Below are 12,198 nucleotides of genomic sequence, written 5' to 3' on the forward strand. Positions count from 1 at the left end.
TCTCACAGTGCGGCAGCATAGATGGCGCGCGCATCGCTATGCGTGACGGGCCGGGGATTGTTGCCCAGCAAGCGCGTTTGCAGCATGGCTTCATCGGCCAGCCGGTCCAGGTCGCAGGCCGCGATGCCCACTTCGCGCAGGGTGCGCACGATGCCCGTCGCCAGGGCAATCTCCTGCAGGGCGTCGATCAGGACCACGGCCCGCGCTTCCTCGCTGCCAGTGATGCCTGGTTGCAAGACGGCTGCCAGTTGCGCATACAGGGGCGCCGCGTGGGATAGATTGAAACGCAGCACGTGCGGCAGCACCAGCGCATTCGACAAGCCATGTGGCACGTGGAACAGTCCTCCGATGGGATAGGCGAGCGCGTGCACGGCGGCCACGGGCGCATTGGCAAACGCCTGGCCGGCCAGCATGGCACCCAGCAGCATGGCCTGGCGTGCCGGCAAGTTGCTGCCATCGCGGCAGGCGGTGACCAGGTTGCTGGAGAGCAGTGACAAGGCTTGCGTGGCCAGCATGTCGGACAATGGGTTTTTCAACAGGCGGCTGGTGTACGCTTCGATCGCATGCACCATGGCATCGATGCCGGTGGCGGCCGTCACGGCGGGCGGCAAGCCCAGGGTCAGGCTGGCGTCGAGGATGGCCAGATCCGCATACAGTTGCGGCGCGACCACGCCCATCTTGCTGGTGGCGCCCGTGGTGACGATGGCGATGTGCGTCACTTCCGAGCCTGTGCCGGCCGTGGTCGGCAATTGCACCAGGGGCAGGCGCTGGCCGTGGACATTGCCGATGCCATACAGTTGGGCCAGTTCCTGGTGGCCCGGTGCCAGCACGGCGATGAGCTTGGCCACGTCCAGCGAGCTGCCGCCACCGAGGCCGATAATCAGTTCCACGTGAAACATCCGAGCCTGGGCCACACCGGCCAGCACGATGGCTTCGGGCGGATCGGCTTGCACTTCGGAAAAGACGTGGACCTCGATGCCGGCCGCCTGCAGGCTGTGCAAGGAAGCATCGGCCAGACCCGTGCGCAAAAAACCTGCATCGGTGACGAGCAGGGCGCGGCGCACGGCGGGGAAGTGATGGGCGATGTGTGCGCCCAGCTGGGCGGCGGCGCCCGGTTCAACGATCAGGTGTGGCACGGTGCGGAACTGGAAGGTGGACATGCAGACTCCTGACAGTGATGGCAGAAGCCCAGCTTACTCCGCTTTCCCGCCCCGCGCCTGTTTCACGTGGAACAAAAAGCGGGGACTACTCCCACTCCAGCGCGCCGCGTTTCCATTCATAGGCCAGGCCGATGGCCAGTATGCTCAAGAAACCCATGACGGCCCAGAAACCGGGCAAGCCGAGTTCATTCACGTTGGCCGCCCACGGCATCAGGAAGATCACCTCGATATCGAACAGGATGAAGAGAATGGCGACCAGGTAGAAGCGGATGTCGAACTTCATGCGCGCGTCGCCGAACGCTTCGAAGCCGCATTCGTACGGCGACAGTTTTTGCGGATCCGGTTTGTGCGGGCCCAGCGTGCGCCCCAGCAGCATGGGCACGATGCCGACCAGGATGCCGATCAGAATGAACAGGAGGACGGGGAAATAGTTTTCGAGAAGCATGGGGATTCCTCTCAGTGGCTGGACGACAGTTTCATCAGCACGATGCCGCACACGATGAGGACGGCGGCGCATACGCGCATGGCATTGAGCTGCTCGCCCAGAAATACGATGCCGACGATAAAGGCACCGACGGCGCCGATGCCGGTCCAGATCGTATAAGCCGTACCAAGGGGCAGGGTGCGCATGGCGAGCGACAGCAAGCCGAAGCTGGCGATCATCATGACGATGGTGACAACGGAGGGGGTGAGTTTGGTGAAACCCTCGGAGAGTTTCATCGAGTATGCCCACACGACTTCAAACATGCCGGCAATAAGTAAAAGTATCCAGGCCATGGCGGCTCCTTATACAGAGCGGGCCGTCCCGGTGTGTTCCCATGATGGGGGAGGCCGTCCTCCTGGATGATCGTCCCGCAGGCCACTGGCGTGGTCACGTTGGCGGACGATGCGGCAATTGTAGCAAACATTTCACGCTACCGCAGCCCTCTGCTTGGCCACGCTGCGTGTTCCACGTGAAACAGAAATCCTCGTTGACTTGCCCCTGCTGAGTAAAAATTAAGCAAAAAATGCGCTGCGCAAGGTTGCGCTTGCAAAAAGACTCTATAATCGGAGCTCTCATCCCGCATTTTTACTTGCACTGTTACCTATTTATCATGTTATTTCCTACAGAATTCGACGTCATCGTTGTCGGTGGTGGTCACGCCGGTACCGAGGCGGCCCTCGCTTCCGCCCGCATGGGGCAGAAGACGCTATTGCTCACGCATAATATTGAGACACTGGGCCAGATGTCGTGCAACCCTTCCATCGGCGGCATCGGCAAGGGCCACCTGGTCAAGGAAGTCGATGCCATGGGCGGCGCGATGGCGATTGCCACCGACGAATCCGGCATCCAGTTCCGCATCCTGAACTCCTCGAAAGGCCCGGCAGTCCGCGCCACGCGCGCCCAGGCCGACCGTATTTTGTACAAGGCCGCCATCCGCACGCGCCTGGAAAACCAGACTAACCTGTGGCTGTTCCAGCAAGCCGTCGATGATCTGATCGTCGAAGGCGACCGTGTCGTCGGCGCCGTGACGCAGATCGGCTTGAAGTTTCTCGCGCGCGCCGTGGTGCTGACGGCTGGCACTTTCCTCGACGGCAAGATCCACGTGGGCTTGAATAACTACTCGGCTGGCCGCGCCGGCGACCCGCCCGCCATCTCGCTGTCGGCCCGCCTGAAAGAGCTGAAACTGCCGCAGGGCCGCCTGAAAACCGGTACGCCGCCGCGCATCGATGGCCGCACGATCGACTTTTCCGTGATGCAAGAACAGCCGGGCGATCTCGATCCCGTGCCCGTGTTTTCCGTGATGGGCAACACGTCCATGCATCCGCGCCAGGTACCGTGCTGGGTCACGCACACGAATAGCCAGACGCACGACATCATCCGCGCCGGCCTCGACCGCAGCCCCATGTACACGGGCGTGATCGAGGGCGTGGGCCCCCGTTATTGCCCGTCAATCGAAGACAAGATCCACCGTTTCTCGGGCAAGGAATCGCACCAGATCTTCCTCGAGCCGGAAGGCTTGACGACGCACGAGTTCTATCCGAACGGCATTTCGACCAGCCTGCCGTTCGACGTGCAGATCGCCCTCGTGCAATCGATGAAGGGCATGGAAAATGCCCACATCCTGCGCCCCGGCTACGCCATCGAATACGATTATTTCGACCCGCGCGGCTTGAAGGCCTCGCTGGAAACGAAGGCCGTCGCCGGCCTGTTCTTCGCCGGCCAGATCAACGGCACCACCGGCTACGAGGAAGCGGCCGCGCAAGGCATGCTGGCGGGCCTGAATGCGGCCTTGCTGACGCAGGACAAGGAAGCCTGGGTACCGGGCCGCTCGGAGGCCTATCTGGGCGTGCTGGTCGACGATCTGATCACCCAGGGCGTGCAGGAACCGTACCGCATGTTCACCAGCCGCGCCGAGTACCGCCTGAGCCTGCGCGAAGACAATGCCGACATGCGCCTGACGGAAATCGGCCGCGCCCTGGGCTGCGTGGGCGACGCCCAATGGCAAGCGTTTGAAACGAAGCGCGAAGCGGTGGCGCTGGAGCTCGAGCGTCTGCGTTCCACGTGGGTCAACCCGCGCATCCTGGCGGCCGCCGAATCGGAACGCATCGTTGGCCAGGCTATCGAACGCGAGTATTCGCTGGCGGACTTGCTGCGCCGCCCGAACGTGGCCTACGACACCCTGATGAGCATGACGGGCATGGAAGGCCAGGCCCTGGCGGGCCCTGGCGTGGAAGACCCCGCCGTGCGCGAACAGGTGGAAATCCAGCTCAAATATGCGGGCTACATCGAGCGCCAGAGCAAGGAAATCGAGCGCCACGAACACTATGAAAATCTGGCCTTGCCGGAAGGTTTCAATTACCTGGATATCGGCGCGCTGTCCGTCGAAGTGCGGCAAAAACTCGACAAGCAGCGCCCTGAAACCCTGGGCCAGGCATCGCGCATTTCCGGCGTGACGCCGGCGGCGATTTCGCTGCTGCTGGTGCACCTGAAAAAGCGCGGTTTTAGTGCCGCGCAGACCACCACTTTAAAGGACGAGGTTGTTGAATGAAGCAGTTTGACCGGGCCGCACTGGCCCAGATTTTGAATGAAGGCATCGCCGCGCTGGGGCTCGACTTGAGCGCGGATCAGACGGAAAAATTGCTCGATTACCTGGCCTTGCTGGCCAAATGGAACAGCGTGTACAACCTGACGTCGGTGCGCGATCCCATGCAGATGCTGACCCTGCACGTGCTCGATTCGCTGGCCGCGGTGCCGGCGTTCGCGGATGCAAAGAATGTGCTCGACGTGGGCGCCGGCGGCGGCTTGCCGGGCATGGTGCTGGCCATCGCGCGCCCCGATGTGAAGGTGTCGATGATCGACACGGTGCATAAGAAGACGGCATTCTTGACGCAAGTGAAAGCGGAACTGGGCCTCGCCAACGTCACCGTGTACACGAAACGGGTGGAGCAGCTGGAAGTGCAGCAGAAATTCGACGTGATCACCTCGCGCGCCTTTGCCGACCTGTCCGACTTCGTCAACTGGTCGAACCATGTGCTGGCCGAGGGCGGGCAATTCATCGCCTTGAAAGGGGTGGCACCGCCAGACGAGCGCGAGCGACTGCCAGCGGAATGGCAAGTAACCGAGCTACGCGCAATCGCGGTGCCAGGGCTAAATGCAGAGCGTCATCTGGTCTTTATAGCAAGAATTTAAACGCCAGAAAATTAAACGATATAAATCATATAAATGGTTTATACGGTATAAATAATATAAACCGTATAAACGATTTATATCGTATAAATGAAATAAACAGTATAAATCGTTTCGGCCAGATGCCGGGGCGCACGATGAAGTTTGCATCTCTTTACAACTAGAAGATACATGGCCAAAATTTTTTGTGTAGCAAATCAAAAGGGTGGTGTTGGTAAAACCACAACAAGCGTCAACCTCTCCGCCGGTCTGGCCAAGTTGAACCAGCGCGTGCTGCTGGTCGACCTCGACCCGCAGGGCAATGCGACCATGGGCGCCGGCATTAACAAGGCCGGCCTGAAGGCATCGACGTATGAAGTCATGCTGGGCGAGTCCGATGTCAAGACGGCACGCCAGCGTTCGGAAGCGGGGCGCTTCGATGTCTTGCCGTCGAACCGCGAACTGGCCGGCGCGGAAGTGGAGATGGTCGAGCTGGACAACCGCGAACGCCGCCTGAAGGATGCGCTGGCCGAAGTGGACGGCGAATACGACTTCATATTAGTAGATTGCCCACCGGCATTATCGATGCTGACCCTGAACGGCCTGTGCGCCGCGCATGGCGTGATCATCCCGATGCAGTGCGAGTACTATGCGCTGGAAGGCTTGTCCGACCTGGTCAACACCATCAAGAAGGTGCATGCGAACCTGAACCCGGACTTGAAGATCATTGGGCTCTTGCGCGTGATGTTCGATCCACGCATGACATTATCGCAACAAGTGTCGGCACAGCTGGAACAGCACTTCGGCGACAAGGTGTTCAATACCATCATCCCGCGCAACGTGCGCCTGGCCGAAGCGCCATCGTACGGTCTGCCCGGCGTGACCTTCGACCCCAGCTCGAAAGGTGCCCAGGCGTATATCGCCTTCGGCGCCGAGATGGTCGAACGCATCAAACATATGTAAACAAGGGGCGAGCGTCTGCACAAAATGATGTAAGCGCTTACTTCGAACACACGATTAGGACAGCATGGCTACGAAAAAATTAAAAGGACTGGGTCGCGGACTCGACGCCCTGTTGGGCGGCGGCGGTGGCGACTTCGCCAGTGCGGACACGCATCAACCGTCGAACTTGCCCGTATCGCAAATGCAAGCCGGCAAATACCAGCCGCGCACGCGCATGGACGAGGGGGCCTTGAATGAACTGGCCGCCTCGATCAAGGCGCAAGGGCTGATGCAGCCTATCCTGGTGCGCCCGATCGGGCAGGATACCTTGAGCGGGCTTGTCAAATATGAAATCATCGCCGGCGAACGCCGTTTCCGCGCCTCGCAGCTGGCCGGGCTGACGGAAGTGCCGGTGCTGGTGCGCGACGTGGACGACCTGGCCGCAGCGGCCATGGCGCTGATCGAGAACATCCAGCGCGAAGACTTGAATCCCCTGGAAGAAGCGCAGGGCATCCACCGTCTGATCGCCGACTTCAGTTTTACGCATGAGCAAGCGGCCACTGCGCTGGGACGCTCGCGCAGCGCCGTGTCGAACCTGTTGCGTTTGATGAACCTGGCCGCTCCCGTGCAGACCATGCTGATGGCCGGCGATATCGACATGGGCCATGCGCGCGCGCTGCTGGCCGTCGATGCGGCCAGCCAGATCACCCTGGCCAACCAGGTCGTGGCCAAGCGCCTGTCGGTGCGCGAAACGGAAAAGCTCGTGACGCGCTCGGTCGAGGAAGCGGCCAACCCGGTCGAGCCGCGGCAAAAGGAAAAGTCCGGCGACATCGCGCGCCTGGAAGAAGAGCTGTCCGATGCGCTGGCCACGCCCGTGGTGTTCAAGATGGGCAACAAGGGCCGTGGCCAATTGGTGATTGATTTTGCCGATCTTGACGTGCTCGATGGTTTGTTGACCCGCTTGCGTGGTTAAATAGCAAGCTGCAAAGACAGGGATCATGCGGGTGTGGACAATCCGGCCATGCTTTCCAGATGCACCACGTGATTCCTTGATAACACGGCTGGAAGCGGCCAGACAAGCGACTTTGCCATATAGTGGTGCAAATGGCGGCGAATAGTCGGTAAAGCGTCAGTTTCACGCAGCAATTGCCCTGCTGCGGTGCAGCAACGTTTGACTCTATAGATCAAAGCCAACTATAATCCCGTGTCTTTGCGTGTGTAGATTTTTCTGGGAACTTGGCAATTGAGTGATTCACAACAAAGTATTGCCAAACCAGTCTACAAAGTAGTTGCATTGCAGCTAGCAATCGCTATCAGCTTTGCCACGGTCACCCTGTTTTTCGGTGGCAGTGTCAGAGGCTGGTCCGCCGCATACGGCGGCGCTATCGCAGTCATCGGTAGCCTGGTGTATGCCCTGCTGGTGGTTCGCGGTTCTAGCGACGCCAACAAGGCATTCCGGGCGCATTTGCGCGCAGAAGTGGTGAAAATATTTATCACAGCGGTGCTGTTTATATTGGCACTGGTGTTGTTTCAGTCGGCCGCCTGGTTATGGCTGATCTTGGGTTTCGCGGTGGCAACCTTAGCATACTGGTTTTCATTGCTCGCTGTTTAATCATTGGTTTTGGGGCCTGTTGTGCTCTGAAACGACAAATCTAAATTCATTATGACCACAGAACACGCTATTGAAGCGGGCCATGCTGCCCCGGCCAACGCCACAGAATACATCAGTCACCATCTGGCCCACCTGAGAAGTGCCGACGGCATGATCAATCTGGATACGTTCTGGATTTCGGCCATTCTGGGCTTTGTTTTCCTGGCTGTTTTCTATATGGCGTCGCGCCGCGCGACGGCTGGTGTCCCTGGCAAGTTGCAAAACTTCGTCGAAATGGTCATGGAAATCGTCAATGACACTATTAATGGGGCCTTCCACGCGAAAAGCAAGGTCATCGCGCCGCTGGCCATCACTATTTTTGTGTGGGTCTGGTTGCTCAACGCGATGGACTTCCTGCCGGTTGACCTGTTGCCGAAGATTCTGAGCTGGTTTGGCGTGCATAAACTGCGCGCCGTGCCGACCGCCGACGTCAACCACACCTTCGCCATGTCGCTGTCGGTCGTGCTGTGCGTGATCGCCTTCTCGATCAAGGCCAAGGGCCTGGGCGGCTGGATCAAGGAACTGTTCACGGCACCGTTCCATGCGAGCGGCCTGATCGGCACGATCGCCCTGGCACCTGTCAATTTCCTGCTGCAAATGGTTGAGCTGGTTGCAAAACTGATCTCCCTGTCGCTGCGACTGTTCGGCAATATGTATGCCGGCGAACTGATTTTCATCTTGATCGCGTTGTTGCCTTGGTGGGCACAGTGGGCGTTGGGTGGTCCATGGGCAATTTTCCATATCTTGATTGTAACTTTGCAAGCTTTTGTGTTTATGGCGTTGACGGTTGTGTATCTGAGCCTTGCGGTTGAGAAACATTAATCATTAACTTTATATTTTGTTTTTTTAGTATCTTTCGTTTTTAAATTTAGGAGAATTTTATGCAAGCTCTGATCGCACAAGTACAAAGCATGACCGTTCTGGCAGCAGCAATCATCATCGGCCTGGCCGCAATCGGCACCGCTCTGGGCTTCGCTATCTTGGGTGGCAAATTCCTGGAAGCTTCGGCACGTCAACCAGAACTGATGCCACAACTGCAAACCAAACTGTTCGTTATCGCTGGTCTGCTGGATGCTATCTCGATGATCGGCGTTGGTGTTGCTCTGCTGTACACGTTCGCTAACCCGTTCCTGTCCGCTCTGACGGCTGTTGCTCAGTAATTCGCTCCAACCCTAGGAGAAACTTTTAGTTAGGAGCAAAGGTATGGACATCAATATGTCGCTCATCGGCCAGATGATCACCTTCGCGGTGTTGGTCTGGTTCTCGATGAAGTTCGTATTTCCAGCGCTGAACAATGCGCTGGATGAGCGTGCCAAACGAATCGCGGATGGATTGGCTGCGGCCGATCAAGGTCAAGCTTCGATGGCTGTCGCTGAAAAGCGTGCGCAAGAGGCATTGAACAGTGCACGTGAAGAAGCGTCGCAACGCGTTGCGGACGCTGAAAAGCGCGCGCAGCTGGTTGCTGAAGAGATCAAGCAAAATGCACAAGCTGAAGCTGCGCGTATCATTGCGCAAGCCCAGTCGGACGCCGAACAGCAACTGTCGAAAGCACGCGAACAATTGCGCGCTCAGGTGGCTGACCTGGCTGTCAAGGGTGCCGAGCAGATCTTGAAGCGTGAAGTTAACGCTACGGCTCACGCCGAAATGTTGCAGCGTCTTGCTGTCGAGCTGTAATCATGGCAGAACTCGCAACCGTCGCCCGTCCCTACGCGGAAGCTTTGTTCCGCGTAGCCCAAGCTGGTAAGGAGTCAAGCAACCTCGCGGCGTGGTCCGAGCTGGTGTCCGAACTGGCACAGATCGGTAGCCACCCCGAGGTACAGGCGTACGCGCGCAATCCGAAAGTTTCGGAAAGCGACGTCGCCGCCACCATCCTGTCGTTGTTGAAATCGCCGCTCAATGAGGAAGTGAAAAACTTCGTCACGATGTTGATCGAAAATGGCCGCATCAGCCTGCTGCCGGAAATCGGCGCGCAATTCCATACGTTGAAAAACGGTCTGGAAGGTGCGGCTGACGCCGAGATCACGAGCGCTTTCGATCTGAGCGAAGGCCAAACGGCCGAGCTGGTCGCAACGCTGGAAAAGAAATTCAGTCGTAAGCTCAACCCTGCCGTCACAGTGGATCCATCGCTGCTCGGCGGCGTGCGCGTGGTCGTTGGCGACCAAGTGCTCGATACCTCGGTGCGCGCCAAGCTGCAGCAACTGCACGCTGCACTGGTGTCGTAAGACACGCGCTTCGGCAGGCCAGCTAAGACAGACCCTTACCCCTCGCGCAAGCTGAGAGAAACACTTTTAGGAGTTAGTATGCAACTCAACCCATCTGAAATCAGCGAGTTGATCAAGAGCCGGATCCAAGGTCTTGACGGCGGCGCTGAAGTGCGTAATCAAGGCACGGTTATTTCCGTCGCCGACGGTATCTGCCGCATCCACGGTTTGTCGGACGTGATGCAAGGCGAGATGCTGGAATTCCCAGGCAATACGTTTGGCCTGGCAATGAATCTGGAACGCGACTCCGTCGGTTCCGTGATTCTGGGTGCCTACGAGCACATCTCCGAAGGCGACACGGTGAAATGCACCGGCCGCATTCTGGAAGTGCCAGTCGGTCCTGAGCTGCTCGGCCGCGTTGTCAACGCGCTGGGTCAGCCAATCGACGGCAAAGGCGCCATCGAGACGAAACTGACGGCCGCGATTGAAAAAATCGCTCCGGGCGTGATCGCCCGTGAGTCCGTTTCGCAACCAATGCAAACCGGCCTGAAGTCGATCGATGCGATGGTTCCAGTTGGCCGCGGCCAGCGCGAACTGATCATCGGCGACCGTCAAACCGGCAAGTCGGCTGTGGCGATTGATGCGATCATCAATCAAAAAGGCCAGGGCATGAAATGTATCTACGTCGCGATTGGCCAAAAAGCCTCGTCGATCAAGAACATCGTGCGCTCGCTGGAACAGCACGGCGCGATGGAATACACCATCGTTGTCGCCGCTTCCGCTTCGGAATCGGCCGCCATGCAATACATCTCGCCGTACTCCGGTTGCGCCATGGGCGAATACTTCCGTGACCGCGGTGAAGATGCACTGATCGTCTACGATGATCTGTCCAAACAAGCTGTTGCATACCGTCAAATCTCGCTGCTGTTGCGCCGTCCACCAGGTCGCGAAGCATACCCAGGCGACGTGTTCTACCTGCACAGCCGCCTGCTGGAACGCGCAGCACGCGTGAACGCCGACTACGTCGAGAAGTTCACCGACGGCGCCGTCAAAGGCAAGACCGGTTCCCTGACGGCGCTGCCGATCATTGAAACGCAAGCTGGCGACGTATCCGCATTCGTTCCAACCAACGTGATTTCGATTACCGACGGTCAGATCTTCCTGGAAACCTCGCTGTTCAACGCCGGTATCCGTCCTGCCATTAACGCCGGTATTTCCGTATCGCGCGTCGGTGGCGCCGCCCAGACCAAGGTCATCAAAAACCTGTCCGGCGGTATCCGTACCGACTTGGCGCAGTACCGTGAACTGGCCGCGTTTGCGCAGTTCGCTTCGGACCTGGATGAATCGACCCGCAAGCAGCTGGACCGCGGCGCGCGCGTAACGGAATTGCTCAAGCAAGCCCAATACTCGCCACTGTCGATCTCGCTGATGGCCGTATCGCTGTTCTCGGTGAACAAAGGCTTCATGGACGACGTGCCAGTCAAGCAAGTGCTGTCGTTCGAAGCTGGTGTCCACGCTTACATGAAGACCAAGCAAGCTGCTCTGCTGGCCAAGATCGAAGAAACCAAGCAACTCGACAAAGACAGCGAAGCAACTCTGTCGGCGGCCATTGCTGATTTCAAGAAATCCGGCGCATATTAAGCGGCCAGGCGGCGCCCACTTCGAGTGAGGCGCCGCCCTACGCGCAGAAGGAGTAAGGACTCATGGCATCAAGCAAAGAGATACGAGGCAAGATCAAGAGCGTAGAGAATACGAAGAAGATCACCAAGGCGATGGAAATGGTCGCCGCGTCCAAAATGCGCAAGGCGCAAGACCGGATGCGGGCCGCTCGTCCCTACAGTGACAAGATTCGGAATATCGCCGCCAATCTGGCGACCGCCAATCCGGAATACACGCACCCGTTCCTGGCAGCTGCCCAGGGTACGCAAGCGAAGGCAGTGGGTTTCATCGTTGTCACGACCGACAAGGGTCTGTGCGGCGGCATGAACACCAACATCCTGCGCCAGGTGACGTCGAAGTCGCGCGAGCTGGAAGCAGCTGGCAACCGGGTTGAAGCAGTTGCCATCGGTAACAAGGGTTTGGGTTTTTTGAATCGCATCGGCGTCAAGATCATTGCGCACGCCATTCAAACCGGCGATACGCCCCACCTGGATAAACTGATCGGACCTGTCAAGGTCATGCTCGAAGAGTTCCAGGCAGGCAAGATCGATGCAGTGTACCTGTGCTACACCAAATTCATCAACACGATGAAACAGGAACCAGTCGTGGAGCAATTGCTGCCCCTGACGGCCGACAAGATGGTCGCCGACAAGGGTGCCCACTCGTGGGATTACATCTACGAGCCGGACGCGCAAAGCGTGATCGACGAATTGCTGGAGCGCTATGTAGAAGCGCTGGTGTACCAGGCAGTCGCGGAGAATCTGGCGTCCGAGCAATCGGCACGGATGGTCGCGATGAAAGCTGCAAGCGACAACGCGGGTAGTGTGATCGGCGAATTGAAGCTGATCTACAACAAGACCCGCCAAGCTGCGATTACCAAAGAACTCTCCGAAATCGTCGCCGGTGCGGCTGCGGTTTAAACGAATTTAACTATAT

General features: G+C 58.4%; 14 protein-coding genes. 11 read left to right on the top strand and 3 right to left on the bottom strand.

Features of this window, described 5'->3' with window-relative positions; all coding sequences use genetic code 11:
• Positions 1-2: 2 nt before the first annotated feature.
• The 3 genes from U0004_RS01535 to sugE all read right to left on the bottom strand — a co-directional run bounded on the left by U0004_RS01535 (position 3) and on the right by sugE (position 1,937).
• On the bottom strand, positions 3-1,160 hold the full coding sequence (locus U0004_RS01535) for an iron-containing alcohol dehydrogenase (RefSeq protein ID WP_070257829.1): 1,158 nt from the start codon (positions 1,158-1,160) through the stop codon (positions 3-5).
• Between the two features lie 85 nt (positions 1,161-1,245).
• The gene (locus U0004_RS01540) at positions 1,246-1,605 is read right to left on the bottom strand and encodes an NADH-quinone oxidoreductase subunit A (protein WP_034783844.1); all 360 of its coding nucleotides are present in this window, start codon (positions 1,603-1,605) and stop codon (positions 1,246-1,248) included.
• Positions 1,606-1,616: 11 nt separating this feature from the next.
• Complete coding sequence (gene sugE / locus U0004_RS01545) at positions 1,617-1,937, bottom strand: quaternary ammonium compound efflux SMR transporter SugE (protein ID WP_070257828.1); 321 nt, start codon at positions 1,935-1,937, stop codon at positions 1,617-1,619.
• Between the two features lie 317 nt (positions 1,938-2,254).
• Here sugE and mnmG point away from each other — a divergent pair, with 317 nt between their 5' ends.
• The 11 genes from mnmG to atpG all read left to right on the top strand — a co-directional run bounded on the left by mnmG (position 2,255) and on the right by atpG (position 12,182).
• Positions 2,255-4,192 (top strand): tRNA uridine-5-carboxymethylaminomethyl(34) synthesis enzyme MnmG, encoded by a 1,938-nt coding sequence (mnmG, locus tag U0004_RS01550; RefSeq protein WP_070257827.1) that lies wholly within the window; start codon positions 2,255-2,257, stop codon positions 4,190-4,192.
• Positions 4,189-4,833: a 16S rRNA (guanine(527)-N(7))-methyltransferase RsmG gene (rsmG, locus tag U0004_RS01555; RefSeq protein WP_070257826.1), complete on the top strand. Its 645-nt coding sequence runs from the start codon at positions 4,189-4,191 to the stop codon at positions 4,831-4,833. Before mnmG ends, rsmG begins: the two co-directional genes overlap by 4 nt.
• A 168-nt stretch (positions 4,834-5,001) precedes the next feature.
• On the top strand, positions 5,002-5,772 hold the full coding sequence (locus tag U0004_RS01560) for a ParA family protein (RefSeq protein WP_034752687.1): 771 nt from the start codon (positions 5,002-5,004) through the stop codon (positions 5,770-5,772).
• 64 nt (positions 5,773-5,836) lie between these two features.
• Positions 5,837-6,724: a ParB/RepB/Spo0J family partition protein gene (locus U0004_RS01565; RefSeq protein WP_070257825.1), complete on the top strand. Its 888-nt coding sequence runs from the start codon at positions 5,837-5,839 to the stop codon at positions 6,722-6,724.
• A gap of 270 nt (positions 6,725-6,994) precedes the next feature.
• On the top strand, positions 6,995-7,363 hold the full coding sequence (locus U0004_RS01570; RefSeq protein WP_034752692.1) for an ATP synthase subunit I: 369 nt from the start codon (positions 6,995-6,997) through the stop codon (positions 7,361-7,363).
• 51 nt (positions 7,364-7,414) lie between these two features.
• Positions 7,415-8,224, top strand: coding sequence for a F0F1 ATP synthase subunit A (atpB, locus tag U0004_RS01575; RefSeq protein WP_046681851.1), 810 nt, complete (start codon positions 7,415-7,417; stop codon positions 8,222-8,224).
• A gap of 59 nt (positions 8,225-8,283) precedes the next feature.
• A complete protein-coding gene (gene atpE / locus U0004_RS01580; protein WP_034752695.1) occupies positions 8,284-8,562 on the top strand; it encodes a F0F1 ATP synthase subunit C in 279 nt (92 codons plus the stop codon).
• Between the two features lie 43 nt (positions 8,563-8,605).
• A complete protein-coding gene (locus U0004_RS01585) occupies positions 8,606-9,076 on the top strand; it encodes a F0F1 ATP synthase subunit B (RefSeq protein ID WP_034752697.1) in 471 nt (156 codons plus the stop codon).
• Positions 9,077-9,078: 2 nt separating this feature from the next.
• The gene (locus U0004_RS01590; protein ID WP_034783838.1) at positions 9,079-9,624 is read left to right on the top strand and encodes a F0F1 ATP synthase subunit delta; all 546 of its coding nucleotides are present in this window, start codon (positions 9,079-9,081) and stop codon (positions 9,622-9,624) included.
• Between the two features lie 78 nt (positions 9,625-9,702).
• The gene (atpA, locus tag U0004_RS01595) at positions 9,703-11,244 is read left to right on the top strand and encodes a F0F1 ATP synthase subunit alpha (RefSeq protein ID WP_034752701.1); all 1,542 of its coding nucleotides are present in this window, start codon (positions 9,703-9,705) and stop codon (positions 11,242-11,244) included.
• A 62-nt stretch (positions 11,245-11,306) separates the two neighbouring features.
• Complete coding sequence (gene atpG, locus U0004_RS01600; RefSeq protein ID WP_034783836.1) at positions 11,307-12,182, top strand: F0F1 ATP synthase subunit gamma; 876 nt, start codon at positions 11,307-11,309, stop codon at positions 12,180-12,182.
• The last annotated feature ends 16 nt before the right edge of the window (positions 12,183-12,198 follow it).

This window comes from Janthinobacterium lividum (assembly GCF_034424625.1).
GTDB classification, from domain to species: Bacteria; Pseudomonadota; Gammaproteobacteria; order Burkholderiales; family Burkholderiaceae_D; genus Janthinobacterium; species Janthinobacterium lividum.

Excerpts from the sequence above, each read along its gene's own strand:
- U0004_RS01535 (WP_070257829.1), bottom strand. The coding sequence starts at position 1,160 with ATGTCCACCTTCCAGTTCCGCACCGTGCCACACCTGATCGTTGAACCG.
- U0004_RS01540 (WP_034783844.1), bottom strand. The coding sequence starts at position 1,605 with ATGCTTCTCGAAAACTATTTCCCCGTCCTCCTGTTCATTCTGATCGGC.
- sugE (WP_070257828.1), bottom strand. The coding sequence starts at position 1,937 with ATGGCCTGGATACTTTTACTTATTGCCGGCATGTTTGAAGTCGTGTGG.
- mnmG (WP_070257827.1), top strand. The coding sequence starts at position 2,255 with ATGTTATTTCCTACAGAATTCGACGTCATCGTTGTCGGTGGTGGTCAC.
- rsmG (WP_070257826.1), top strand. The coding sequence starts at position 4,189 with ATGAAGCAGTTTGACCGGGCCGCACTGGCCCAGATTTTGAATGAAGGC.
- U0004_RS01560 (WP_034752687.1), top strand. The coding sequence starts at position 5,002 with ATGGCCAAAATTTTTTGTGTAGCAAATCAAAAGGGTGGTGTTGGTAAA.
- U0004_RS01565 (WP_070257825.1), top strand. The coding sequence starts at position 5,837 with ATGGCTACGAAAAAATTAAAAGGACTGGGTCGCGGACTCGACGCCCTG.
- atpB (WP_046681851.1), top strand. The coding sequence starts at position 7,415 with ATGACCACAGAACACGCTATTGAAGCGGGCCATGCTGCCCCGGCCAAC.
- atpE (WP_034752695.1), top strand. The coding sequence starts at position 8,284 with ATGCAAGCTCTGATCGCACAAGTACAAAGCATGACCGTTCTGGCAGCA.
- U0004_RS01585 (WP_034752697.1), top strand. The coding sequence starts at position 8,606 with ATGGACATCAATATGTCGCTCATCGGCCAGATGATCACCTTCGCGGTG.
- U0004_RS01590 (WP_034783838.1), top strand. The coding sequence starts at position 9,079 with ATGGCAGAACTCGCAACCGTCGCCCGTCCCTACGCGGAAGCTTTGTTC.
- atpA (WP_034752701.1), top strand. The coding sequence starts at position 9,703 with ATGCAACTCAACCCATCTGAAATCAGCGAGTTGATCAAGAGCCGGATC.
- atpG (WP_034783836.1), top strand. The coding sequence starts at position 11,307 with ATGGCATCAAGCAAAGAGATACGAGGCAAGATCAAGAGCGTAGAGAAT.